Source organism: Streptomyces sp. NPDC054047, assembly GCF_055585065.1.
Window position 1 is genome coordinate 175,536 of record NZ_JBVJKV010000008.1, and the last position, 24,377, is coordinate 199,912.

At 71.0% G+C, this 24,377-nt stretch carries 24 protein-coding genes and 2 tRNA genes; 15 read left to right on the forward strand and 11 right to left on the reverse strand.

Going from position 1 to position 24,377, the window contains the following annotated elements; translation table 11 throughout:
• Window positions 1–29: 29 nt before the first annotated feature.
• The 3 genes from ACZ6ZP_RS27435 to ACZ6ZP_RS27445 all read left to right on the forward strand — a co-directional run bounded on the left by ACZ6ZP_RS27435 (window position 30) and on the right by ACZ6ZP_RS27445 (window position 2,350).
• Window positions 30–103 (forward strand) — tRNA-Met (locus ACZ6ZP_RS27435).
• Between the two features lie 220 nt (window positions 104–323).
• Window positions 324–2,144 carry a tetratricopeptide repeat protein gene (locus tag ACZ6ZP_RS27440; RefSeq protein WP_351163622.1) on the forward strand — a complete coding sequence of 607 codons (1,821 nt, stop codon included), beginning with the start codon at window positions 324–326 and terminating at the stop codon, window positions 2,142–2,144.
• Between the two features lie 132 nt (window positions 2,145–2,276).
• Window positions 2,277–2,350, forward strand: a tRNA-Met gene (locus ACZ6ZP_RS27445).
• Window positions 2,351–2,410: 60 nt separating this feature from the next.
• Here the strand turns inward: ACZ6ZP_RS27445 and ACZ6ZP_RS27450 are convergent.
• From ACZ6ZP_RS27450 to ACZ6ZP_RS27465, 4 genes are all read right to left on the reverse strand, one after another.
• Window positions 2,411–3,550: an ABC transporter substrate-binding protein gene (locus ACZ6ZP_RS27450; protein WP_361464537.1), complete on the reverse strand. Its 1,140-nt coding sequence runs from the start codon at window positions 3,548–3,550 to the stop codon at window positions 2,411–2,413.
• Window positions 3,551–3,576: 26 nt separating this feature from the next.
• On the reverse strand, window positions 3,577–4,452 hold the full coding sequence (locus tag ACZ6ZP_RS27455) for an ABC transporter permease (protein WP_351163624.1): 876 nt from the start codon (window positions 4,450–4,452) through the stop codon (window positions 3,577–3,579).
• On the reverse strand, window positions 4,449–5,234 hold the full coding sequence (locus tag ACZ6ZP_RS27460) for an ABC transporter ATP-binding protein (RefSeq protein ID WP_351163627.1): 786 nt from the start codon (window positions 5,232–5,234) through the stop codon (window positions 4,449–4,451). The genes ACZ6ZP_RS27455 and ACZ6ZP_RS27460 overlap by 4 nt, the downstream gene beginning before the upstream one ends.
• A gap of 170 nt (window positions 5,235–5,404) precedes the next feature.
• Window positions 5,405–5,821, reverse strand: a complete 417-nt coding sequence (locus tag ACZ6ZP_RS27465; protein ID WP_351163629.1) for a Fur family transcriptional regulator — start codon at window positions 5,819–5,821, stop codon at window positions 5,405–5,407.
• A gap of 151 nt (window positions 5,822–5,972) precedes the next feature.
• On the opposite strand from ACZ6ZP_RS27465, the gene ACZ6ZP_RS27470 reads away from it, so the two are divergent.
• Window positions 5,973–7,442 (forward strand): catalase, encoded by a 1,470-nt coding sequence (locus ACZ6ZP_RS27470; protein ID WP_351163631.1) that lies wholly within the window; start codon window positions 5,973–5,975, stop codon window positions 7,440–7,442.
• Between the two features lie 84 nt (window positions 7,443–7,526).
• On the opposite strand, the gene ACZ6ZP_RS27475 is transcribed toward ACZ6ZP_RS27470, so the two are convergent.
• Complete coding sequence (locus ACZ6ZP_RS27475) at window positions 7,527–7,928, reverse strand: CBS domain-containing protein (protein ID WP_351163633.1); 402 nt, start codon at window positions 7,926–7,928, stop codon at window positions 7,527–7,529.
• A gap of 146 nt (window positions 7,929–8,074) precedes the next feature.
• Window positions 8,075–8,875: a histidinol-phosphatase gene (hisN, locus tag ACZ6ZP_RS27480; RefSeq protein ID WP_351163635.1), complete on the reverse strand. Its 801-nt coding sequence runs from the start codon at window positions 8,873–8,875 to the stop codon at window positions 8,075–8,077.
• 162 nt (window positions 8,876–9,037) lie between these two features.
• Here hisN and ACZ6ZP_RS27485 point away from each other — a divergent pair, with 162 nt between their 5' ends.
• Window positions 9,038–9,643, forward strand: a complete 606-nt coding sequence (locus tag ACZ6ZP_RS27485; protein WP_351163637.1) for a TetR/AcrR family transcriptional regulator — start codon at window positions 9,038–9,040, stop codon at window positions 9,641–9,643.
• Window positions 9,644–9,661: 18 nt separating this feature from the next.
• On the opposite strand, the gene ACZ6ZP_RS27490 is transcribed toward ACZ6ZP_RS27485, so the two are convergent.
• The 4 genes from ACZ6ZP_RS27490 to ACZ6ZP_RS27505 form a co-directional block, all read right to left on the reverse strand.
• Entirely contained in the window at window positions 9,662–9,985 is a 324-nt protein-coding gene (locus tag ACZ6ZP_RS27490; RefSeq protein ID WP_160507132.1) for a DMT family transporter, read from the reverse strand.
• Between the two features lie 111 nt (window positions 9,986–10,096).
• On the reverse strand, window positions 10,097–11,104 hold the full coding sequence (gene rsgA, locus ACZ6ZP_RS27495; protein ID WP_361464356.1) for a ribosome small subunit-dependent GTPase A: 1,008 nt from the start codon (window positions 11,102–11,104) through the stop codon (window positions 10,097–10,099).
• A gap of 17 nt (window positions 11,105–11,121) precedes the next feature.
• Window positions 11,122–12,438, reverse strand: coding sequence for a 3-phosphoshikimate 1-carboxyvinyltransferase (gene aroA / locus ACZ6ZP_RS27500; RefSeq protein WP_351163642.1), 1,317 nt, complete (start codon window positions 12,436–12,438; stop codon window positions 11,122–11,124).
• A 43-nt stretch (window positions 12,439–12,481) separates the two neighbouring features.
• A complete protein-coding gene (locus ACZ6ZP_RS27505) occupies window positions 12,482–13,204 on the reverse strand; it encodes a M50 family metallopeptidase (RefSeq protein ID WP_366461242.1) in 723 nt (240 codons plus the stop codon).
• Window positions 13,205–13,265: 61 nt separating this feature from the next.
• Between ACZ6ZP_RS27505 and ACZ6ZP_RS27510 the strand changes: the two genes are divergently transcribed.
• The 10 genes from ACZ6ZP_RS27510 to ACZ6ZP_RS27555 all read left to right on the forward strand — a co-directional run bounded on the left by ACZ6ZP_RS27510 (window position 13,266) and on the right by ACZ6ZP_RS27555 (window position 23,354).
• Complete coding sequence (locus tag ACZ6ZP_RS27510) at window positions 13,266–14,081, forward strand: SOS response-associated peptidase (RefSeq protein WP_351163646.1); 816 nt, start codon at window positions 13,266–13,268, stop codon at window positions 14,079–14,081.
• Between the two features lies 1 nt (window position 14,082).
• The gene (locus ACZ6ZP_RS27515; protein ID WP_351163648.1) at window positions 14,083–14,748 is read left to right on the forward strand and encodes an alpha/beta hydrolase family protein; all 666 of its coding nucleotides are present in this window, start codon (window positions 14,083–14,085) and stop codon (window positions 14,746–14,748) included.
• A gap of 221 nt (window positions 14,749–14,969) precedes the next feature.
• On the forward strand, window positions 14,970–15,650 hold the full coding sequence (locus tag ACZ6ZP_RS27520) for a sigma-70 family RNA polymerase sigma factor (RefSeq protein ID WP_351163651.1): 681 nt from the start codon (window positions 14,970–14,972) through the stop codon (window positions 15,648–15,650).
• Complete coding sequence (rsrA, locus tag ACZ6ZP_RS27525) at window positions 15,647–15,991, forward strand: mycothiol system anti-sigma-R factor (protein WP_351163653.1); 345 nt, start codon at window positions 15,647–15,649, stop codon at window positions 15,989–15,991. The genes ACZ6ZP_RS27520 and rsrA overlap by 4 nt, the downstream gene beginning before the upstream one ends.
• A 198-nt stretch (window positions 15,992–16,189) precedes the next feature.
• Complete coding sequence (locus ACZ6ZP_RS27530; RefSeq protein ID WP_399979210.1) at window positions 16,190–17,539, forward strand: HD-GYP domain-containing protein; 1,350 nt, start codon at window positions 16,190–16,192, stop codon at window positions 17,537–17,539.
• Window positions 17,536–18,795, forward strand: coding sequence for an HD-GYP domain-containing protein (locus ACZ6ZP_RS27535; RefSeq protein ID WP_383820787.1), 1,260 nt, complete (start codon window positions 17,536–17,538; stop codon window positions 18,793–18,795). Before ACZ6ZP_RS27530 ends, ACZ6ZP_RS27535 begins: the two co-directional genes overlap by 4 nt.
• 102 nt (window positions 18,796–18,897) lie before the next feature.
• The gene (locus ACZ6ZP_RS27540; protein WP_351163657.1) at window positions 18,898–19,878 is read left to right on the forward strand and encodes a tetratricopeptide repeat protein; all 981 of its coding nucleotides are present in this window, start codon (window positions 18,898–18,900) and stop codon (window positions 19,876–19,878) included.
• A gap of 64 nt (window positions 19,879–19,942) precedes the next feature.
• Window positions 19,943–20,593, forward strand: coding sequence for a peptide deformylase (def, locus tag ACZ6ZP_RS27545; RefSeq protein WP_351163659.1), 651 nt, complete (start codon window positions 19,943–19,945; stop codon window positions 20,591–20,593).
• 296 nt (window positions 20,594–20,889) lie between these two features.
• Window positions 20,890–22,011: an epi-isozizaene synthase gene (gene cyc1, locus ACZ6ZP_RS27550; RefSeq protein ID WP_351163661.1), complete on the forward strand. Its 1,122-nt coding sequence runs from the start codon at window positions 20,890–20,892 to the stop codon at window positions 22,009–22,011.
• Entirely contained in the window at window positions 22,008–23,354 is a 1,347-nt protein-coding gene (locus ACZ6ZP_RS27555) for a bifunctional albaflavenone monooxygenase/terpene synthase (protein WP_351163663.1), read from the forward strand. The genes cyc1 and ACZ6ZP_RS27555 overlap by 4 nt, the downstream gene beginning before the upstream one ends.
• Here ACZ6ZP_RS27555 and ACZ6ZP_RS27560 read toward each other — a convergent pair.
• A complete protein-coding gene (locus ACZ6ZP_RS27560; protein WP_469408750.1) occupies window positions 23,308–24,309 on the reverse strand; it encodes a helix-turn-helix domain-containing protein in 1,002 nt (333 codons plus the stop codon). The two genes, ACZ6ZP_RS27555 and ACZ6ZP_RS27560, sit on opposite strands and share 47 nt — an antisense overlap.
• Between the last annotated feature and the right edge of the window lie 68 nt (window positions 24,310–24,377).

The following is a 24,377-nucleotide window of genomic DNA, read 5'->3' on the forward strand; positions in this document are numbered from 1 at the left end:
CGCGCCGTGGTACGGTTGCAGCACAACGGCGCGGGGTGGAGCAGCTCGGTAGCTCGCTGGGCTCATAACCCAGAGGTCGCAGGTTCAAATCCTGTCCCCGCTACTAGTAGGCGAAGGCCCGGATCCTTATCGGATCCGGGCCTTCGCCGTGTGTGCGTGGGGTCCGTGGCGGGGTGCGCTGGTCTGTGCGAACGGTGCGCCGCCCGAGGGGAGTTGGGAAATCTGTGTTTGACTTATCTCTCTGTGGGCATGTCGACAAAACGCTGAAGTGACCTCACTGGCTGCGGTATACCAGGTGTACCCAGGTTGCAGGTGGTGCGACGATGGACGTTATGGGGGACAAGGCAACTCTGTTGGAGACAGGGCGGTTTGTGCAGCCGGCCGACCGGGAGGATCCCGGGGCGGCCGCCGAGGAGATGCGCCATCGGCTGGCCGCCGAGGCCGGAGACGTCGACGCGATGAGCGTCCTCGGAAGCCTTCTGCTGCGCCGCGGTGATCTCGACGGGGCCGAATCCCTGCTGCGCGCTGCGACCGCCGAGGGCGACCGCGCCGCAGCCAACAACCTCGGAGTCCTCCTCCACCAGCGCGGGTACGCCGACGAAGCCGCCGGATGGTGGCGGGTCGCCGCCGTCGCGGGTTCCGCCGCGGCCGCGCACGCGCTCGGGCGCCACCACCGCGAGCGCGGCGACGAGCCGGCCGCGGAGTACTGGCTTCGGCAGTCCGCCGAGCAGGGCCACGCCCTGGGCGCGTACGCCCTCGCCGATCTTCTCGAACACCGAGGTGACGTCGGCGCCGAGCGCTGGATGAGGGCGTCGGCCGAGCGCGGCCACCGCGAGGCCGCGTACCGGATCGCCCGCGCCCTGGACCGGCGGGCCACGGCCGAGCGCGGCGAGGCGAAGGCTCCCGCCAAGGCCGTCGCCAAAGGGGCGCGTTCCGCCGCCGCCGAGGCCGAGCAGTGGTACCGCCAGGCCGCCGCGCGCGGGCACCGGCGGGCCGCGCTGCACCTCGGCGCGATCCTGGAGCAGCGCGGCGAGCTGAAGGAGGCGGGGCGCTGGTACCTGAACTCCGCGAAGGACGGGGAGGCGCGTGCCGCCTGCGCCCTCGGCTTCCTGCTGCGTGACGCGGGCGACGAGGAGAGCGCCGCCGTCTGGTGGCTGAAAGCGGCCCAGGACGGCGACGGGAACGCCGCGAACGCCCTGGGCGCGCTGCACGCCGAGCGGGGCGAGACCCAGACCGCCGAGCGGTGGTACCGCGCGGCCATGGACGCGGGGGACGTGAACGGCGCGTACAACCTCGGTCTGCTCTGCGCCGAGCAGGGACGGACCGCGCAGGCCGACCAGTGGTACAGGCGTGCCGCGTACGCCGGTCACCGCGAGGCGGCCAACGCGCTCGCCGTGCTGCTGCTCCAGGGCGGCGACGCGGCGGGTGCCGAGCCGTGGTTCTCCAAGGCCGCGGAGGCGGGCAGCGTGGACGCGGCCTTCAACCTCGGGATTCTGTACGCGTCCCGTGACGACGAGAGCTCCGCCCTGCCCTGGTACGAGCGTGCGGCGGCCGCCGGGCACACCGAGGCCGCGCTCCAGGTCGGCACCGCGCGGCTGCGGGAGGGCGACGAGCAGGAAGCCGAGCGGCATCTGCGGTGCGCGGCGGGCGGCGGCAGCGCGGAGGCGGCGTACCGCCTGGGCACCGTGCTCGACGCGCGGCGGCCCCCCGCGGGTCCGCCCGCGCTCGGGGAGCCCGCCATGGAGAAGACGGAGTGCGAGGAGTGGTACGAGCGTGCTGCCCAGCAGGGGCACCGGCGTGCGCAGGTCCGGGTCGGGATGCTGGCAGCGGGGCGCGGTGACGTCGTCGAGGCGGCGCGCTGGTACCGGCTCGCGGCGGACGCGGGGAGCCGGAACGGCGCGTTCAACCTGGGGCTGCTGCTGGCCCGCGAGGGCAGCGAGCCGGAGGCGGCGCTGTGGTGGACCCGGGCCGCTGACGCGGGGCACGGGCGGGCCGCCTTGCGCCTTGCGCTGCTCTACGCTCGGCGCGGGCAGCTGGTCGAGGGGCAGCGGTGGGCGTCGCGTGCCGTGGAGCTCGGGCCGGCCGAGGTTTCCGAGCGGGCGGCTCGCTTGCGCGAGGCGCTTCAGCAGGAGCTGACCGCCTGAGCGGGTGCAGGGCGTGGGTGGGCCATGCTCGCCCTGCCCACCCGTTCCGCCCTGCGGAACGCCTGCCCACAGCGGGCGCCGGAACTGATTTGCGCTGGTCGTCGCCGTTGACGTACGGTTACAACACAACGGCGCGGGGTGGAGCAGCTCGGTAGCTCGCTGGGCTCATAACCCAGAGGTCGCAGGTTCAAATCCTGTCCCCGCTACTCAAGGCCAGAGGCCGGGAAGCATCAGCTTCCCGGCCTCTGGTGTTTTCTGGGTCCGCCCTAGCGTCTGTGGCCCACCGCCTCCTCGTACAGCCTGCGGTCCACCGCCTTCTTCTCCGGGACCTTGTCGCCCTCGGCGACGCCCGCCGCCTCGTACGCGGCCTGGAGCCGGTCCGTCGTGCCGGACCGGATCTCCCAGTCCATGCGCAGCGACGGAGTCGACCTCAGGACCGCCTCGTCGGTCTTCAGGAGCTTCGCGAGCTCGGTCACGAAGGCCTTGTCCGCCTTGTAGTCACCGGCGAAGTACGTGTTCACGGTCCTGATGTACGCGCGCAGCAGCGCGACGCCCGCGTCCGGGTCCTCCGTGAGGAGGTTGGGGCCGAACAGCAGGCCGCCCAGCGGCTCGCCCTGGGGCTGGCCGCCGAGGAACGCGTACCGCTCGTCGCCGTCGACCTTGCGCCAGACCGGGTCCAGGAGCCAGGCGGAGTCGGTGCCGCCGTTCTGGAGGGCGGTCAGGACGTCCGCGGAGCCCAGCTGCTGGAACTGGATCTTGTCGAGGCCGCCGCCGTGCTTCTTCAGGGTCCTGCCCATGGGGTACGAGATGACCGAGCCCTTGCCGATCATGGTGCCGAGCTTGCGGCCCGCCATCGGGACGTGCGCCGCGCTCTCGCCCTTCCTCAGTTTCACCCACAGGCCGCTCTTGGACCCGGGGCCGGGGGAGAAGTTCCCGGCCGCCCATTTGATGGTGAAGCCGCTGGTGATGCCGTTCATGACGGCGGCCTCGGGGGCGGCCCACTGGGCGTCGATGTCTCCCTTGGCCAGCAGCGGCAGCGCGTCGGGGGTCGGCAGCACCTTGAGGTGGACGTCCAGACCCTCCTTCTTGAACTCGCCCTTCTCCACGGCCATTTGGAGGGGCGCCACGTACTCGGCGCTCAGCGTGCCGGTCGCGATGGTGATGCCGCGCTCCTTGGAGAGCGGGCGCGGGGCCGGGGCGCCCTTGTCGCAGCGGGCGGGCGCGCGGTCCTTTGCGAGGTCGGCGGGGTCCGTCCAGCTGCCCTTGCCGCAGCCCGCGACCGCCTTGATGGTGCGGGGCTTCGCGGGCGCCGCCGGGTCCGTGGTGTCGTCCTCCTTGGCGCAGCCCGCCGCGGCGAGCAGTGAGCCCGCCAGGAGCAGCGCGAGGGCGGGGATGCGGGTGTGCATGGAGCCTCCGTACGCGGACGAATGGTTCATGACTGGCTTCTGCCGCGGTCGCGCGGGGCCCACGGGGTGAGCAACCGGCCCGCGATCCGCACCAGTTCGGAGAAGACGACTCCGAGCACGGCGACGCAGACGATGCCGACGAACATCACGTCGTTCTGGAACAGCGCACGGGAGTCGAAGATCAGATGCCCCAGGCCGTTCGACGCCGCGATCTGCTCCGAGGCGACGATCACCAGGACCGCGACGCCCGCGGCGATCCGCGCGCCCACCAGCACGGCGGGCAGCGACGCGGGCAGCAGGACGTGGCGGAACATCTGCCAGGGCGACGCGCCGAAGACCTGGCCCGCGTCGCGGTGGCCGGACGGTACGGCGAGCACCGCCGCCATCGTCGAGATCCACACGAAGAAGAAGACGGTGGCCGCCACGAGCGCGATCTGCGGGCCCTCCCCGAGGCCGAACATGTTCAGGAAGACGGGCAGCAGGGCCAGCTTCGGTACGACGTACAGCGCGTCCAGGAGCGGTTCGAGCGCGGCGCGCACGAGGGAGAGCGAGCCCATGAGGAGGCCCAGCGCGTAGCCGGTGACCGTGCCGATCGCGTAGCCCGCGAGCACGCGCTTGAGCGTGGCCCACACGTCGGGCCACAGGTCGCCGTCCGCCGCGCGCTCCCAGCCGTCCTCCAGGATGGTCTGGGGAGCGGGGTAGACGCGGTCGTCGATCCAGGCCTGGGTGGCGGCCAGTTGCCACAGGAGGACCAGGGCGAGGGGGACGGCGACGGCGAGGCCGATCTCCAGGGTGCGGCGCCTGCGGTGGGTGCGGGCGGGGTGGAGCTCCTGGGGGCCGGGTCTGCGGACGAGCACGCCGTCCTCGGGGTCCGCCGCCTTGTGCGGGCTGGTCGTCGTCATGCCACGGCCGCCTCGTCCTCGCGGACCACCTCGCCGCGCAGCAGGTCCCACAACTCGCCCTTGAGGGCGGTGAACTCGGGGGTCGCGCGTACGTCGCCGGTGCGGGGCCTGGGGAACGGCGGGCGGTGTTCGGCGATGATGCGGCCCGGCCGTGCGGACATGACCAGGACGCGGTCGCCGAGCACGATCGCCTCTTCGAGGCTGTGGGTGATGAAGAGGGTGGTGGTGCGGGTGGTCTGGGTGAGGTCGAGGAGCTCGTCCTGGAGGATCGTGCGGAGCTGGGCGTCCAGGGCCGCGAACGGCTCGTCCATGAGGAGGATCTCGGGCTCCACGGCCAGGGCGCGGGCGATGGCCACGCGCTGGCGCATGCCGCCGGAGAGGGTGGCGGGGTAGGCGTCGGCGAAGTCCGCCAGGCCGAGACGGGTGAGCCAGTCGGTGGCGCGGGCGTCCGCCTCGCGGCGGGGGACCTTCTGGATGTCCAGGCCGAAGCGGACGTTGGCCTGGACGGTCTTCCAGTCGTAGATGCCGTAGTCCTGGAAGATCATCGCGGCGGGTCGCTGCGCGGCCGTGCGGATGGTGAGCTCGCCCCTGCTGGGGCGCAGGAGGCCTGCGGCTATGCGGAGCAGGGTCGATTTTCCGCAGCCTGAGGGGCCGACTATGCAGGTGAATTCGCCTGGGGCCATCTTCAGGTCCACGGGGCCCAGGGCGTGCACGGCCTTGGGGCCGCGGCCGAAGGTTCTTGTCACTGCGTGGGCTTCTAGTTTGGGGTGCGGGTCTCCCACGGGGGTCTCCTTGCGGAGGGCAGGCGGATAGGGGCCCGCCGACGATATGACGCACCGTCAGATTCCGGAAGAGGTCTGCTGTGGCTGGGATTCGTCGCCGACCACACACCGCACGAAGCCCCCGGCGCCATCAGGTGCCGGGGGCTTCGTGAACGTACGAAGAAGAAGTGCTACGCCGTTGCGCAGCTCGGGCAGGTGCCCCTGTACGTGACGTCCGCGCCCTCGATCGTGAAGCCGAAGCGCTCCGAGTCGGGGAGGCTGGCCAGCGGGTTGCCCGTGGGGTGGACGTCGCGGATCGTGCCGCACTGCGCACACACCAGGTGCTGGTGGGGGCGGTGGGCGTTCGGGTCGTACCGCTTGGCCCTGCGGTCCGTCGAGACCTCGAGGACCTCGCCGAGGGTCACCAGCTCGCCCAGGGTGTTGTAGACGGTCGCCCGGGAGATCTCCGGCAGCTTGTCCACGGCGCGGGAGTGCACCTCGTCCGCGGTCAGGTGCACGTGGTCTCCGTCGAGGACCTCGGCCACGACGCGCCGCTGTGCGGTCATGCGCCAACCGCGTCCGCGCAGTCGTTCCAACAGGTCGCTCATGAGAACCAGCCTAACAGGTGAGGGGCCTAAGTCCCGACGAGGTGTGACTTTGGATGTTTACTTGACTTAGACAAAGTCCATCGTAGGATCGAGATCGGCAGAAGCCAAGGGCAAGGCCAAGGGCGACGCCGAAGGACAGGACTTGCAGGAAATGACGCAGGAGGCGCACGTGACGCAGGGACCGCTCACCACGGAGGCCGGAGCGCCGGTCGCCGACAACCAGAACAGTGAGACCGCTGGTGTCGGCGGTCCGGTTCTGGTCCAGGACCAGGCACTCCTGGAGAAGCTCGCGCACTTCAACCGCGAGCGCATCCCGGAGCGCATCGTCCACGCACGTGGCGCCGGTGCGTACGGCACCTTCACGCTGACCCGCGACGTCTCGCAGTGGACGCGGGCGAAGTTCCTCTCCGAGGTCGGCAAGCAGACGGAGACCTTCCTCCGGTTCTCCACGGTCGCCGGCAACCTCGGCTCCGCCGACGCCGTGCGCGACCCCCGTGGCTTCGCGCTGAAGTTCTACACGGAGGAGGGGAACTACGACCTGGTCGGGAACAACACCCCCGTCTTCTTCATCAAGGACGCCATCAAGTTCCCCGACTTCATCCACACGCAGAAGCGCGACCCGTACACGGGCTCGCAGGAGGCCGACAACGTGTGGGACTTCTGGGGCCTGAGCCCCGAGTCGACCCACCAGGTCACCTGGCTCTTCGGTGACCGCGGCATCCCGGCGACGCTGCGCCACATGAACGGGTACGGCTCGCACACGTACCAGTGGAACAACGAGGCCGGCGAGGTCTTCTGGGTCAAGTACCACTTCAAGACCGACCAGGGCATCAAGAACCTCACGACGGACGAGGCCAACCAGCTCTCCGGCATGGACCCCGACAGCCACCAGCGCGACCTGCGCGAGGCCATCGAGCGCGGCGAGTTCCCGTCCTGGACCGTGCAGGTGCAGATCATGCCGGCGGCCGAAGCGGCGGACTACCGCTTCAACCCGTTCGACCTCACCAAGGTGTGGCCGCACGAGGACTACCCGCCGATCGAGATCGGCAAGCTGGAGCTCAACCGCAACCCGGAGAACATCTTCGCCGAGGTCGAGCAGAGCATCTTCTCGCCCGCGCACTTCGTTCCCGGCATCGGCCCGTCCCCGGACAAGATGCTCCAGGGCCGCCTCTTCGCGTACGGCGACGCCCACCGCTACCGCGTCGGCATCAACGCCGACCACCTGCCGGTGAACCGTCCGCACGCCACCGAGGCGCGCACCAACTCCCGTGACGGCTTCCTGTACGACGGCCGCCACAAGGGTGCGAAGAACTACGAGCCGAACTCCTTCGGCGGCCCCTTCCAGACGGACAGGCCGCTGTGGGTGACCACCCCCGTCTCCGGCGGCACGGGCAACCACGAGGCTCCCTCGCACGCCGAGGACAACGACTTCGTGCAGGCGGGGAACCTCTACCGCAAGATGTCCGAGGACGAGAAGGGCCGTCTGATCGAGAACCTCGCGGGCAACATCGCGGGCGTCTCGCGCGACGACATCGCCGAGCGCGCGATCAACAACTTCCGCCAGGCGGACGGTGACTTCGGCAAGCGCCTCGAAGCCGCGGTCCAGGCCCTTCGCGGCTGAGATCGTTTGTCGTGGCTCCCTTCGGGGAGGAGAGGCGGGCCGGTTCCCTTCGGGGGCCGGCCCGCTTCCGTTTCCGGGGTGTGCTCAGACCGTCAGTGACGCCGCGCGGCGCCTGCTCGGGGCCCAGCAGCGGATGATGTCGCGGACGGAGACGATGCCGATCGGTTCGTTCCCGTCCATCACGATCAGGTGCCGGAAGCCGCCGTGGGACATGGCGTCGGCCGCCTCCTCCAGGGTCCAGGACGGTGCCGCGAAGACGACGTCGGTCGTGGTGTGCGTGCCGGCGGTCTCGGTGTCGGGGTTCTGGCCGAGTCCCAGTGAGATGAGAACGTCGCGCTCGGTCAGGATTCCCAGACCGGAGTTGTCGGCGTCGAGGACGACGGCCGCGCCGACGCGGCGCGTCGACATCAGCCGGGCCGCCTGGCGCAGCGTGTGGGCGGGGCCGATGGTGAGGACCACCGTGCTCATGGCGTCGCGGACGAGCATGGGCTTGAGCCACCTCCTGAGTGGACCGCAAGAGAAGCGATTCACAAGTTCACAAGTGGGGGGACTCTCAGAGTCGCAGCCATGCGGGTCGTCAACAAGGGGGCGCGTGCTGCCAGTTCAGGGCGTGCACCCAAGGGACGTGCGCCTCAGTAGCGCTGGTTGAGGTAGCCGAGCAGCTCGTCGTGGAGCAGGCCGTTCGACGCCGCCGCGTTGCCGCTGTGCGGGCCCGGAGCGCCGTCGAGGCCGGTGAAGGTGCCGCCCGCCTCGGTCACGATGATCGCGGGCGCCGCCATGTCCCAGAGCGAGAGCTCGGGCTCGGCGCAGATGTCGACGGAGCCCTCGGCGACCATCATGTACGGCCAGAAGTCGCCGTACCCGCGCGTGCGCCAGACCGCGCGCGTGAGGTCCATGAACCCGTCGAGGCGGCCCTGCTCCTCCCAGCCCGTGAGCGAGGCGTACGCGAAGGACGCGTCCTGGAGCCGCGAGACGTTGGAGGTCGTGAGCCGGGTCGCGGAGGTCAGGCTGCGCCCGGTGTAGGCGCCGCCGCCCTTCGCCGCCCACCAGCGCCGGCCGAGCGCGGGCGCCGACACGACACCCACCACCGGCTGGAAGCCGCCCTCGCCCGCCTCCATCAGGGAGATCAGCGTGGCCCAGACCGGCACTCCGCGTACGTAGTTCTTGGTGCCGTCGATCGGGTCGATCACCCAGCGGCGCGGTCCCGTGCCCTCGACGCCGAACTCCTCGCCGAGGATCGCGTCGCGCGGCCGGCCCCGCTTCAGGTTCGACCGGATCAGCTCCTCGGCCGTTTTGTCCGCCTCGCTCACCGGGGTCATGTCCGGCTTGGTCTCGACCTTGAGGTCGAGGGCCTTGAACCGGTCCATCGTCGCGGCGTCGGCGGTGTCCGCGAGGACATGGGCAAGACGCAGATCATCGTGGTAGTCGGGCATGAGTGAACAGTATCGATCTCGTTCTGCCTGAGCCACAGCGCCGTATGTCCGGGCCATTCCGGGACATGACGTATACCGCGTGAGGTCGCGCCGGGGCTATTGACACCGCTTCCGAGCACGTCAACTCTGACCGCAGAGCCGCTGCGGCCCCGGGAGGCGACGATGCCTGCAGCACGGGAATCCCTATTGGACGCGGCCGGCACGGCGCTCGCCCGCCGACCGTGGCCAGGTGTCCGCATGGTCGATGTCGCGGCCACCGCCGGAGTGTCCCGGCAGACCCTCTACAACGAGTTCGGCAGCAAGGACGGCCTCGCGCGCGCCCTGCTCCGGCGCGAGACCGACGCGTACCTGCACGGCGTGGAGCGCGCGCTGGCCGTGGAGGGCGGCCCGGTGGACCGGCTTGCCGCCGTGAGCGCGTGGACGATCGCCGCCGCGCGCGGCAACGAACTGACCCGGGCCATGCTCACCGGCTGCTGGAGCGAACGCCTGCCCGCGCCGAGCAGGCCCGGGGTCTCCGCCTCGCCCGTGCCCGCCCAGCGGCGCGCGGACGCGGGCGTCCCCTCGCCCGCCGAACTGCTCGCCCTGGTCCGGGACAAGGCGGTGAACGCGCTGGACGGCAGGGCCCGGCCGAAGGACATGGAGGAGCTGGCCATGGCCTGCGAGAGCGCCGTGCGGATGGCGCTCTCGTACGTCGTCGCGCCCTCGCCCGCGGGGGAGGACCCCGCGGAGCTGGTGCGCGGGGTGCTCGGGCGCTGGATCAGCGTCTGAGGAGCCGTGCCCGGTGGCTCAGTGGGCGGAGCCCGAGAGCTGCAGGCCGATGACGCCGACGATGACCAGCGAGATCGACACGAGCTTGAGCGTGGAGACCACGTCGCCGAGGAAGATCATTCCGTAGATCGCGGTGCCCGCGGCGCCGATGCCCGTCCAGACCGCGTACGCGGGACCGACGTCGAGCTTGCGCAGCGCGAGCGTGAGCAGACCGAAGCTGCCCAGGGCGAAGGCGGCGAAGGTGATCGTGGGCCAGAGCCGGGTGAAGCCGTGCGAGAGCTTGAGGCAGACCGCGAAACCGGTCTCCAGGAACCCCGCGACGATGACCAGCAGCCACGCCATGTATCTGCCTCCCCGCAACTTCACGTTCGGTGACCGCTTCGCCCTGGCTTGGACCAGGCTTGGTGCGATTATGCACTTGCCGCTGGGCCCCTGGCGCAAACAACGGCGAGGTCAGTCGTCCTCGCGTCGCTCACGGGTCGCGAGCAGCCTGCGCAGCGAGTAGAGGCGCGCCGGGTCCGCGTGCCCCTCCTCCACCCACGCGTCGAGCGCGCAGTCCGCCTCGTCGTGGCTGCACGCGCGCGGACAGCCCTCCGTCCCGGGCACCAGGTCGGGGAAGGCGAGGATGACGCGGGACGGGTCGACGTGATGCAGGCCGAAGGACCGCACGCCGGGCGTGTCGATCACCCAACCGGAGCCCGCCAGGGGGAGCGCGAGCGCCGACGTGGTCGTGTGGCGGCCGCGGCCCGTGACGGCGTTGACGTGCCCGGTGCTGCGCCGGCGGTCCTCCGGGACCAGGGCGTTGACCAGCGTCGTCTTGCCCACCCCGGAGTGGCCGACGAACGCGGTGACCTTGCCGTCGAGCACCTCGTGCACCCGGGCGAGCTCCGCGCCGTCGGTGAACTCCTCGCGGCTGGTGACGACATAGGGCATGTCGAGCGTGGAGTACGTCTCCAGGATCTTGTCGGCGGACGCCAGGTCGGACTTGGTCAGGACGAGCAGCGGCGTGAGACCGCCGTCGTACGCCGCCACGATGCAACGGTCGATCAGGCGCGTGCGCGGCTCCGGATCGGCGAGGGCGGTGACGATGGCCAGCTGGTCGGCGTTGGCGACGACCACGCGCTCGTACGGGTCGTCGTCGTCGGCCGTGCGCCGCAGGACCGACGTGCGCGGCGAGATCCGCACGATGCGCGCGAGGGTGTCCTTCTTGCCGGAGAGATCACCGACGAGCGAGACCCGGTCGCCCACCACGGCGGCCTTGCGGCCCAGTTCGCGGGCCTTCATGGCCATCACGACCCGGTCGTCGACCAGGACGGTGAGGCGGCCCCGGTCGACGGTGAGGACCATGCCGTCGGACGCGTCCTCGTGCTTGGGCCTGATGTGCGTGCGCGGGCGGTTGCCCTTGCGGTTGGGGCGGACGCGGATGTCGTCCTCGTCGGGGTTCTTTCCGTAGCGGCGCATGTTCCTGGATCCGCCCGTCAGTTCCCGAGCATTCCGGTCCAGAGGTCGGGGAAGTCGGGCAGCGTCTTCGCCGTCGTCGCGACATTCTCGATCTGCACGCCCTCCACCGCCAGGCCGATGATGGCGCCCGCGGTGGCCATGCGGTGGTCGTCGTACGTGTGGAAGATCCCGCCGTGCAGGCGGCGCGGGCGGATGTGCAGTCCGTCGGCGGTCTCGGTGACGTCGCCGCCGAGTTCGTTGATCTCCTTGGTGAGGGCCGCCAGGCGGTCCGTCTCGTGCAGCCGCAGGTGGGCGACGCCCCGCAGGGTCGAGGGGGAGTCGGCGAGGGCCGCGACGGCCGCGATGCCGGGGGTGAGCTCGCCGACCTCGCTCAGGTCCACGTCGATGCCGTGGACCGAGCCGGAGCCGGTGAACACGAGGCCCTGCTCGGTCAGTTCGCAGGAACCGCCCATCTCGGTGAAGATCTCCCGCAGCCTGTCGCCGGGCTGCGTGGTGTGCGCGGGCCAGTCCGGGACGGTCACCTGACCGCCGGTGACCAGCGCGGCGGCCAGGAACGGCTGGGCGTTGGAGAGGTCGGGCTCGACAGTCAGGTCGCGGCCGAGCAGCGCGCCGGGGGCGACCCGCCACACGTTCGGCTCACCGCCCGACTCCGGGGTGTCCACCTGGGCGCCGACCGCGCGGAGCATGTCGACGGTCATCCGGATGTGCGGCATGGAGGGCAGCGCGGAGCCGGTGTGGCGCACCTCGACACCCTGGTTGAAGCGCGGGGCCGACAGCAGCAGGGCGCTGACGAACTGGGAGGACGAGGAGGCGTCGATCTCGACGGGGCCGCCGTCCAGGGCGCCGCTGCCGTGCACGGTCAGCGGCAGCGCGCCGCGGCTGTCGTCGTCGATGCGGGCGCCCAGCGCGCGCAGGGCGTCGATCACGCCGTCCAGCGGACGCTCGTACGAACGGGGGTCGCCGTCGAAGCGGATCGAGCCGTCGGCCAGGGCGGCGACCGGGGGCAGGAAGCGCATGACCGTGCCCGCGTTGCCGACGTCGACCGTGGCGGGGCCCTGCAGACCGGAGGGGATGATCCGCCAGGCCTCACCGGAGCCGTCCGGGCCCACGCCTTCCTCGATGCCGACGCCGAGGGCGCGCAGGGCGCCCGCCATCAGCAAGGTGTCGCGCGAGCGCAGCGGCCGGCGCAGCCAGCCGGGCTCGGCGGCGAGGGCGGCGAGGACGAGGCCGCGGTTGGTGACCGATTTGGAACCGGGCACATGGACCGTCGCGGCGACGGCTCCGCTCGCGTGCGGGGCTGGCCAGAGGGTGCTGTGCGCTGGGTTAACGGTCATGCCCCCACTTTAGTGGCAGCGGGCTGGGGGCAGTCGTCGCTGCTCAGAGGCCGAGCAGCCAGCGTCCCCCGCCTATCAATGAGCACAGTGAGACGGCGTGGAAGAGGAAGAGCCACAGGCCCGCGGGGACGTGCGTGAGCCGGGAGAGCTGGTCCGCGTCCGAGTCGCCCGCGCCGCCGCGCCTGCGCTTGGACTGGAGCTCGAAGGCGGGACGTACGCCTCCCAGGAGCAGGAACCACACCACCGCGTACGCGAACGCCGCCTGCACCTGCGAGCTGGTCAGCCAGGAGACGAGCAGGAAGGTGCCGCCGGTGATGACCACGGTGAGGGCGCCGTACGCGTTCCTGATCATGACGAGCATCACGATGAGCAGCGCCGTCGCGATCCACAGGAACGCGGTGATGCGGTCGGCGGCGAGCAGCGCGGCGCCGCCGAGGCCGAGCAGCGGCGGCGCGGTGTAGCCGGAGGCCGCGGTGAGGATCATGCCGATGCCGGTGGGCTTGCCGCGCGAGACGGTCAGGCCGCTGGTGTCGGAGTGCAGCCGGATGCCGTCGAGGCGGCGCCCGGTCAGCAGGGCCACCAGGCCGTGGCCGCCCTCGTGCGCGATGGTGATGGCGTTGCGGGCGAGGCGCCAGACGCCGTGCGGGACGACGACGGCGAGCGCGAGAACGCCGGTGGCGATGACGAGCCACTCGTCGGGGGCGGCCTGCGTGCCGAAGACCCGGTCCCAGAGGTCGGTCAGGCTGGCGTTCGCGGTGCTTTCCATTGCTTGGGCCATTGTCGGGACCGGCTCCTCTGGGTGTACGGGGTCTGGCAGTCTGGCACGTATGTGCGGACGGTATGCATCGAGTCGTAGGCCCGAGGATCTCGCAGGAATCTTTGAGATCGAGAAGTGGGAGCCGGAGGAGGCGCTCGCCCCCGACTTCAACGTGGCTCCCACGAAGGAGGTCTACGCGGTCCTGGACCGTCCGGTGAAAGACGCCGAGGACCCGCGTCCGGTTCGCCAGCTGCGCACGCTCAAGTGGGGCCTGGTCCCGTCCTGGTCCAAGACGCCCGAGGGCGGCGCCCGGATGATCAACGCCCGCGCGGAGACCGTGCACGAGAAGCCCTCGTACCGCCGCGCCTTCACCTCCCGCCGCTGCGTCATCCCCGCCGACGGCTACTACGAGTGGGTCACCGGCACCGGCGAGCGGGATCTTGAGGTCGAGGGCAAGAAGAAGCGCCCCCGCAAGCAGCCGTACTTCGTGACGCCCGCCGACGGCTCCGTCTTCGCGATGGCGGGGCTCTACGAGTTCTGGCGCGACAAGACGCTCCCCGACGAGCACCCCCTCGCCTGGTGGGTGACGTGCACGGTGATCACCACCGAGGCGGAGAGCTCGCCGCTGGCGGTCGGTCCGCAGGAAGGCCCGCGCTCGCTGGCCGACATCCACCCCCGGATGCCCCTGATGCTGACGCCGGACCGCTGGGACGCCTGGCTCGACCCCTCGCGCACGGACGTCGAGGATCTGCGGCCGCTCCTGGAGCCGCCGCCGCACGGCCTGATGCGGGCCTACCCGGTGTCGACGGCGGTCAGCAACGTACGCAACAACGGCCCGGAGCTGCTGAAGGAGCTGGAGGGCCCCGAAGAAGGCACACTCTTCTGATGTGACCGACGACGTGACCGACGACGTGACCAAGAGCGAGATCGTTTCGACCGACGCGGGTGACGCGCGCATCACCTGGCATCCCGCGCCGAAGGCCGAGGCCCGCCTGATCCTGGCCCTCAGCCACGGAGCCGGCGGCGGCATCGAGGCGCGCGACCTGCGGGCCGTCGCCGCCGCCCTGCCCGCGCACGGCGTCACCGTCGCCCTGGTGGAGCAGCCCTGGCGGGTGGCGGGCAAGAAGCTGGCGCCCGCGCCCAAGACGCTGGACGTGGGATGGCGCGGCCTGTGGCCCGCGCTCGCCGAACCCGGCCTGCCGGTGATCGCGGGCGGCCGCAGCGCCGGGGCCCGCGTCGCGTGCCGCACGGCCGCCGAGCTCGGCGCGGCCGGTGTGCTCGCCCTGAGCTTCCCGCTGCACCCGCCGGGCAAGCCGGAGAAGTCCCGGGCGCGGGAACTGCTCGGCGCCGGGGTGCCCACGCTGGTCGTGCAGGGCGGGAACGACCCCTTCGGGAAGCCCGCCGAGTTCCCCGAGGGGGCGTACGAACTCGTGGAGGTGCCCCACGGCGATCACGGCTTCGCCGTCCCGAAACGCGCGGACATCGGCGAGGCCGAGGCCATGACGCTCATCACGGATGGAGTCATCCGATGGACGGGAATGTTGGGTGCATGACCTCTGTTGTGCGGAACAGACGTTAAACGCTGTTAGTACGAGAGGAAGTCCGCCGCATGGGTTCGACCATCTGCCCGGCCCGCTCCAGCGCCTCTGACCTGGAATGGACGGTGCTGAGCGCGCCCAAGACCGCTCCTATTCGGGCGGCGGCGGGACCGGATCGTCGTCTATCCTCCGATTCGAGTGGGACTGCTTTTGGTCTCGCCACGTCTTTGGAGGAGGTGGGTCCGGTCACTGGGACCGACGCAGGGGCCGAGAACGGCCAGGCGGAGCGACCCGACGGAAGTGCTGAGACGTCGGCGGAGCGCACGGCCCGCTTCGAGCGGGACGCTCTGGGCTTCCTCGACCAGATGTACTCGGCGGCGCTGCGCATGACGCGCAATCCGGCGGACGCGGAGGACCTGGTGCAGGAGACCTACGCCAAGGCGTACGCGTCGTTCCACCAGTTCCGTGAGGGCACCAACCTCAAGGCGTGGCTGTACCGCATCCTCACCAACACGTTCATCAACTCGTACCGCAAGAAGCAGCGCGAGCCCCAGCGCAGCGCCGCCGAGGAGATCGAGGACTGGCAGCTCGCGCGTGCCGAGTCGCACATGTCCACCGGTCTGCGCTCCGCCGAGTCGCAGGCGCTCGACCACCTGCCGGATTCGGACGTGAAGTCCGCACTTCAGGCGATCCCCGAGGAATTCCGCATCGCCGTCTATCTGGCCGACGTAGAGGGCTTTGCGTACAAGGAGATCGCGGACATTATGGGGACACCCATCGGTACGGTGATGTCCCGGTTGCACCGCGGCCGTCGCCAACTGCGCGGCATGCTCGAGGACTACGCCCGTGACCGCGGCCTCGTCCCCGCCGGCGTCGCGTCAGAGTCGTCGAACGAAGCGAAAGGCTCAGGCTCATGAGCTGCGGAGAGCCGCACGAGACGGATTGCAGTGAAGTCCTGGACCATCTGTATGAGTTCCTGGACCACGAAATGCCGGACAGCGACTGCACCAAGTTCGAGACGCACTTCGAGGAGTGCTCTCCCTGCCTGGAGAAGTACGGCCTCGAGCAGGCGGTCAAGAAGCTGGTGAAGCGCTGCTGCGGCCAGGACGACGTGCCCACCGACCTGCGCGCCAAGGTCATGGGACGCATCGATCTGATCCGCTCCGGCGAGGCCGTGCCCGAGCACGACGTGACGGTGGAGACGGTGACCGCCGAGGGCGGTGTGCCGGCCAAGGGCCTGCGGGCCAAGGAAGCCTGAGCCTTCGGGCAGTTGACTGAGAGCAGGCCGTGACGGACTCCGTCACGGCCTGCTTTTTTCGCTGTTCTCCATCATGTTCTCCATCACTCGTACGTGCCAATTTCCGCGCGAGGGGCTCGGACCGAGGGGTAGCCGTTCTACTCTCCGGACCTTGGAACGTGGTCCCTGGGGACGGTCACGGGGGAGGAGACAGTTGCCATGCGGTCCATCGCTCCGTGGGCGCGCGCCTACATCCTGTGCGTCGCCCTGGCGGGCGCCGCCTGCGCCGCGCCCGCGCTGACCTCACGAACGCCGTGGGGCGCCGTCGCACTGCTCGCCGCGCTCTACGCCGGGTGCGAACAGGCCACGCGGTGCCGGGTCGTCGGCCGCCGCGCCGGGGGGCCTCTCAGCGGCCTCGGCACCTTCTTCCCCGTGCTGCTCGCCGCCGTCTTCCTGCTGCCGCCCGCCGCCGCCGCGCTCGTCGCGGTGCCGGGGGCGCTGCTCGCCCGCGTCGAGCGACGGCCCCGGTGGGTGCGCAGGCTCTGGCGCGCGGCCCAACTGGCCATCGCCGCCTGGGCGTCGGCGTGGGTGCACGGGGCGCTCGGCGGGCGCGACGCGGTGGCCGCGCCCGACTTTCCCTACGCGCTGGCGCCCGCCGGAGCCGCCGTCCTCGCCTTCGCCCTCGTGCTGACCGTCCTGGACGGCGGCATCCTGGCCACCGCGGAGCGGGTGCCGGTGCGGACGGCGTGGCGCGGGCTCTTCCTGCGGTCGTTCGCGCCGGTCGTGGTGCACGGCCTCGCCGGCCTGATGATGGCGGTGCTGTGGCGCAGTCCCTACGGGCCGCTCGCCGCGCTCCTCGTGCTGCTGCCGATGGGGGTCTCCTGCTGGGTCTTCGCGCAGTACCACCGCGAGCGCGCCGCCCACCAGGCCACCATCCGCGCGCTCGTGCAGGCCGTCGACATCAAGGACCGCTACACCCGCGGGCACAGCGAGCGCGTCGGACGGGCCTCCGTGATGATCGCCCGGGAGCTGGGGATGGCGGACGAGCGGGTGGAGAGCCTGCGGTTCGCGGGAATCCTGCACGACGTCGGCAAGCTGGGCGTACCGACCAGGCTGCTGCGCAAGGACGGGCCGCTGACCCCCGAGGAGCGGCGGGTCATCGAGCTGCACCCCGAGTACGGGCACGAGATGGTGCGGGGGATCGGCTTCCTCGGGGAGGCGCGGGCGGCGATCCTGCACCACCACGAGCGGATCGACGGCAGCGGGTATCCCTACGGCCTTGTGGGGCGGCAGATTCCGGAATTCGCGCGGGTGGTGGCGGTCGCGGACGCCTTCGACGCCATGACGTCCACGAGGTCCTACCGGAGGGGCAGACCGGTGGCCGCCGCGGTCGCCGAGCTGTCCCGGTGCGCGGGGGCGCAGTTCGACCCCGACATGGTGGCCGCGCTGCGGCGGGCGCTGGAGCGGCACGGGTGGCATCCCGCGGTGACCTCGGACACCGCCGCGGTGCCGTCGCCCCGGCAGGAAACCTCCGGTGTTCCCGCGGCCCCCCAGGCGGGAGCGCGGTGAGCGCCCCCCGCCTGCCCACGACGGTGTCCGTGCTGATCTACGGCTCCGCGGGCATCCTCACCCTCCTCGGGCTCGGCTGGACCCTCTGGCACGGCGTCGCCGAAGGGGGGATCGCGCTGGCCTTCGGGGGGCTCGTGGCGGTGGGGGAGCTGGCTCGGTGGGGCGCCGGTGGGAGTGACCGGGAGCCCGCGCCGCTGGGGGCGGCGGGCGCGCTCGCGTACGCCCTGCTCGGGGAGGTCGGGGGGCGGGCCACGCACCACGGCGTGTTCCAGGTGATCGCCGTCGTCGTCGCGGCCGCGCTCGTCGGGGCCGTGCCGCACGTGGCGCTCGGCAAGGGGCCCGCCCTGGACCACGTGGCGCGGCGCGTGCTGACCGTGGGATTCGCCGCCGCGTGCTTCCAACCGCTCTACAACGCCGGGAAGTTGGCGGAGTGGGTGGGGCAGGGTCCCGCCTTCGCCGCCGTCATCGTCGCGCTGCTCGTCCTGACCGCCCTGTGCGACGCCGTGCTCGCCGCGGCCATGGCGCACGCCCGTACCCGCTGGCCCTTCGGACCGCTCCTGCGCGACGAGCTGCGGGCCATGCTCGGCATCGGGTCCGCCGTGTGCGCCACGGGGGCCGTCATGGCGCTCGCGGTGGCCGTGGCGGGCCTCTGGGCGCTGCCGGTGTTCAGCCTGCCGCTGCTCCTGACCCAGCTGTCCTTCGGGCGGTACGCGGCGGTGCGGACCACCTACCGGCAGACCATCACCTCGCTGGCCCGGTCCACCGAGATCGCCGGGTACACCCCGCAGGGCCACGCCCGCCGCGTGGCCGTGCTCAGCAGGGCCGTGGGGCGTGAGCTGGGGCTCTCCGAGCCCGACCTCGCCGTCCTGGAGTACGCGGCGCTGATGCACGACATCGGGCAGCTCTCCCTCCTCGACCCGGTGCCCGCGGGCGCCACCGCCGCCCTGCCGGACGCGGAACAGCGCCGGATCGCCCTGCTCGGCGGCGCCGTCGTGCGGCAGACGGGGGTGAACGGCGACGTCGCCGTGGTCGTGGAGCGCCAGGCGGACCCGTACCGCGATCAGCCGCTCACCGCCCGTATTGTGCGGGCCGCCAACGCGTACGACGAGATGGCGCGGGGAGAAGGCCCCGGAGGCCCTCTCAACGCCCTGGAGCGGCTGCGCCTGGGCACCGGCCGCGACTACCAGCCCGAAGTCGTGGAAGCCCTGGCCCGCGTGCTCGCACGGGGCGGTCATAGCTTGCCGTCGGTTGGGTAACCCATGGGTAATGAGCGGCCGTCCGACCGTACGTGGTTGGATGCCAAGAGGGCCCTCAGGGCACATCGGAACGCAGGACTCAAGGACCGGCAGGCGGGAATCGTGAGGATCTTCGGCAAGGGACGGCACCGGCCCTCCGCCTCATGGCGGCAGGCCACCGACCGCGCCTTCACGCTGATCGGCGACGGGCGGTACGAGGACGCGGGCGCGCTCCTTACCCGCGCGGCGGATCTGGAGCCGTGGCTCTCGGAGTCCTGGTTCAATCTCGCGCTGCTCCACAAGTTCCGGCACGACTGGGAGCAGGCGCGGGCCGCGGGCCTGCGGGCCGTCGCGCTGCTCGACCGGTCGGCGGGCGCCCCCGACTGGTGGAACGTGGGGATCGCCGCCACCGCCCTCCAGGACTGGCCGCTGGCCCGGCGCGCCTGGCAGGCGTACGGCCTGAAGGTGCCCGGTGGTGTGGCCGCCTCCGGCGAGCCCACCGGCATGGACCTGGGCAGCGCCGCCGTGCGGCTCTCGCCCGAGGGCGAGGCCGAGGTCGTGTGGGGGCGCAGGCTCGACCCCGCCCGCATCGAGGTGCTCTCCATCCCGCTGCCCTCCTCCGGGCGCCGCTGGGGCGAGGTCGTGCTGCACGACGGCGTCCCGCACGGCGAGCGGACGACGGGGGCCGGGGACTCGTACCCCGTCTTCGACGAGATCGAGCTGTGGGCGCCCTCACCCGTCCCCACCTGGGTGGTCCTCCTGGAGGCCGCCACCGAGGACGACAGGGACGCCCTGGAGAAGCTCGCCGCGGACGCGGGCTTCGCCGCCGAGGACTGGTCCTCGTCCGTTCGGCTGCTCTGTCGCATGTGCTCCGAGAGCCGGATGCCGAGCGACGAGGGCGACGGCGAGCACCTGGACCCGCACGACCACAGCGAACCGGGCCACCCCGGGCCGCTCGGTCACCGCAGCCCCGGCGCCCTGTGGGTGCCCGAGCGCGAGTGCGGCATCGCGGCGCCCGCCGCCCTGGTGCGCGGGCTGCTCGACGGCTGGGTCGCGGACAGCCCGGACTCCCGTGACTGGCGGGATCTGGAAGAGGTCTGCTGACTCCTGGCCGTAGGCTGTACCGGCACTATCTCTTGTGGGTTCCCAGGAAGGCGTACGTCGGACAATGGCGCAGGACACTGAGCAGCAGGCCTCGGGCGGGGTCCTCCCCGTAGACGACGAGGGCTTCGTCATCGACACGGAGGACTGCGACGAGCGGGAGACGGCCTACCGCGAGCGCGGCACGTCCCGGCCCATCACGGTCGTCGGCAACCCTGTGCTGCACAAGGAGTGCAAGGACGTCACCGCCTTCGACGCCGAGCTCGACCAGCTCGTCGCCGACATGTTCGCAAGCCAGCGGACCGCCGAGGGCGTGGGCCTGGCCGCCAACCAGATCGGCGTCGACCTGAAGGTCTTCGTCTACGACTGCATGGACGACGAGGGCCGGCGGCACGTGGGCGTGGTCTGCAACCCCGTGGTGCGCGAGCTCCCCGCGGACCAGCGCCGCCTCGACGACTCGAACGAGGGCTGCCTCTCCGTGCCCACGGCCTACGCCGAGCTGGCCCGCCCGGACTTCGCCGAGGTGAGCGGGCAGGACGAGAAGGGCAACCCCATCAAGGTGCGGGGCACCGGCTACTTCTCGCGCTGCCTCCAGCACGAGACGGACCACCTGTACGGCTACCTCTACATCGACCGCCTGTCCAAGCGTGACCGCAAGGACGCGCTGCGGCAGATGGAAGAGGGCACTCCGCGCTACCCCGTGGTGCCGAACGACTGAGTCGACTCCAGGCACGCGCGCACCGCGAGCCACCTGCGGCCCCTGGCCGGGAACTCCTTCCCGGCCAGGGGCCGTTCGCATGAACCGGTCAGCTGTGCGAGCAAAACAGGCTTCTGGTGATCCAGAATCAGTCACGTACAGGGATTTTCTCGGCACTGGGGGGTAGTGAATGGCGCAAATCTGTTCCCTGAACGGTCAGTTGTGGTGCTGAATGGAAAGCGCGGGGATACGCAACGGCGCGCGCCCGGTACGGCGGGAGGGGCGCGCGTCATCAGGCTGCTGAGAGGGGCTTGTTCGTGCCTGCATATTCATATGGCACTTCACCGACACAGCCGCAGACACCGGTGGTATCCGTGCCACCGGCGCTGGCACTCCCGGTGATCGAGGCAGATTTTCCACGACGACTGCATCCGTATTGGCCGACACTTCAGGAGAAGTCCAGGACATGGCTGCGCGAAATGCGCCTCATGCCCGCGGACAAGGTCGAGAGGTACGCCGACAGCCTGTGCTACACCGACCTGGTGGCGGGCTACTACATTGGCGCGCCCGACGAGTTGCTCAGCGCGATAGCCGACCTCAGCAGTTGGTTCTTCGCGTGGGACGACCGGCACGACCGCGACTCGGTGCACGGCAGGGCGGCGCAGTGGCGCCGCCTGTGCCGCGGACTCCACGAGACGCTCCGTGCGCCCCGGCAGCAACTGCACCACCGCGACCCCCTGGTCGCGGGGTTCGCGGACTGCGTCCTGAGGCTGTACTCGCACCTCGGGGCCAGCTGGAACGCCCGGTTCGCGCGGCACTTCCACAGCGTGATCGAGGCGTACGACCTGGAGTTCAGGAACCGCAGGACCGGCACGGTCCCGACGGTCGAGGCCTACATCGAGCTGCGCAGGCTGACGTTCGCGCACTGGACGTGGATCGACCTGCTCGAACCCACGGCGCGCCACGAGCTGCCGCGGGACGTGCGGAAGCATCCGGCGTATCGGCGGGCCGCGCTCGCCACGCAGGATTTCTCCGCCTGGTACAACGACCTGTGCTCACTTCCCAAGGAACTCGCGGGAGATGAACTGCACAATCTCGGAATCAGTCTGATCCAGCACGAGGGGCTTTCCCTCGAAGAGGCCGTGCGGGAGGTCCACCGCCGGGTGACCGGCTGCATATCGGATTTCCTGGCGGCAGAGAAAGAAGTGCTGCGGCTTGCCGGGCGACTGGCCGACGGAAGCGCGCACGGAGCGGAACTCTCGGACGCGGTGGAATCCTGCGTCTTCAACATGCGGAATTGGTTCTCTTCCGTGTACTGGTTCCACCACGAATCCGGTCGCTACCGGGTGGACAGCTGGGACGACAGGTCCATTCCCCCGTATGTGAGCGACGCAGCGACGAACGACTTGGCCGGAAACGAATTGGTAGGTGAGGAATGAGCGTCGAATCCGCGATACCCGCGACAATTCCACCGCTCGTCAGCGGTGGCGCCCCGCTCATCGGGCACGCCTGGAACCTGGTGCGTGACCCCCTCGGCTTCCTCGCCGCGCTACGGGACCACGGTGATCTCGTACGCATCAGGCTGGGACCCAAGACGGCGTACGCGGTCTGCGACCCGGAGCTGGTCGGGCAGCTGCTGCGGAGCCCCGACTACATCGTCGGAGGGCCGCTCTGGGACACCCTGGAGGTGCTCCTCGGCAAGGGCGTGGCGACCAGCAACGGCAAGGTGCACCGGCGCCAGCGGCGCATGATGCAGCCCGCGTTCAGGCCCGAGCGGATCGCCGACTACGCCAAGGTGATGGAGGAGGAGGCCCGCGCCATGGCGGCGCGCTGGCGGCCGGGCGACACGGTCGACACCGGCGCGGAGATGTTCCGCGCGGCCGTGCGCATCGTGTCCCGCTCGCTCCTGGAGGTCGACTCGATCGACGAGAAGGCGGACCGCATCGCCGAGTCGCTGCACACCGTCTTCGAGGGGCTCTACCGCAGGATGGTCCTCTCGGTCGGGCCGCTGTACCGCGTGCCCACCCAGGGCAACCGACGCTTCCAGAGCGCGCTCGCCGATCTGCACGCGGTGGTCGACGAGATCGTCGCCGAGGGCAGGGCGGCGGGGGCCGCCCAGGGTGATCTGTTGGCCGAAATGCTGCGGGCGCACGACGAGTCGGGCCGGCCGCTCGGCGATCAGGAGATCCACGACCACGTGATCTCTCTCGTCGTGGCGGGGGCCGAGAATATCGCCTCGACCCTGGCGTGGACGTTCCATCTGCTGGCCGAACACCCCGAGCAGGAAAGGCGACTGGTTGAAGAGGTAAATTCCGTCGCGCCGGACCGCGAGATCACATTCGCCGACCTCAAGGACCTTCCGCACACGCGGAATGTCGTCACCGAGGCCATGCGTATACAACCGGCCGCCTGGATATTCACCCGCAGGTCGGTGGGAGAAACCACCCTGGGTGGCTATCGCATTCCGGCCAACGCCGACATCGTCTACAGCGTGTACGCGATGCAGCGCGATCCGCGTTCCTTCGAGCAGCATCTCCGGTTCGACCCGGACCGGTGGAATCCGGAACGGGCTTCGGACGTACCGGAGTTCGCGATGATGCCGTTCGGGACCGGCAACCGCAAGTGCCCGGGCGACCATTTCAGTCTGGCCGAACTCGCCATCATCCTGGGGACGGTGGCCCCGAAGTGGCACCTGGCGCCGGTCGCGGAGACCGACGCCGAGGCGAAGATCGGCATCACGCTGCAGCCGAAGAAGCTCCTTCTGCGGGCCGAGAGGCGCTGACCGCCGGGCCGCGGAAGGTGCGGCGGTAGGCGTTCGGCGTGGTGCCGAGCGCCCGCAGGAACTGGTGGCGCATCGCCGCGGCGTTGCCGAAACCGGCACGCCCGGCGATGGCGTCCACCGTCTCGTCCGAGCTCTCCAGCAACTCCTGCGCCAGGAGCACCCGTTGACGCAGGAGCCAGCGGTAGGGCGTGGTGCCGGTCTCCTGCTGGAAGCGGCGCGCGAAGGTGCGCGGCGACATGTGCGCCCGCTCGGCGAGCCGCTCGACGGTGATGTCCGAATCCAGATGGCGCTCCATCCAGGCGAGCACCCCGCCCACGGTGTCGCACGCCGTGCGCGGCAGCGGACGCTCCACGAACTGTGCCTGGCCGCCGTCGCGATGGGGCGGTACGACCATGCGCCGGGCGATGGCGTTGGCGACCTCGGTGCCGTGCTCCTGGCGCACGATGTGCAGGCAGGCGTCGATCCCGGCCGCGGTGCCCGCCGAGGTGATCACGGGCCCCTCGTCCACGTACAGGACGTCGGGCTCGACCTTGGCGCGCGGATGGCGCACCGCGAGCTCCGCGGCGTGCCGCCAGTGCACGGCGCAGCGGCGGCCTTCGAGCAGCCCCGCCGCGCCGAGCACGAAGACGCCGGAGCAGACCGAGAGGACGCGGGCCCCGCGGTCCACCGCGCGGCGCAGGGCGGCGAGCAGATCCTCGGGGTAGTCGCGGTCCACGAACGACTGGCCCGCGGGGACCGCGATGAGATCGGCCTCCTCGAGCCGGTCGAGGCCGTGCGGAGTGGTGATCGAGAACCCCGCGTGGTTGCTCAGCGGCCCGTCCTCGGCGGCGACCACCGCGAAGTCGTACAGAGGAAGGCCCTCGTCGCTCCGGTCGAGGCCGAACACCTCGCAGACGACGCCGAGTTCGAAGGGGTTCACGCCGTCCAGCAGCGCCACGGCCACGTTCTTCAGCATGTCCGTCAGTCTGCCGCAGGAGTGGCAGTAAGTCGATGGTGTGTGGCAGTGCTGCCACTGCCGTCGCC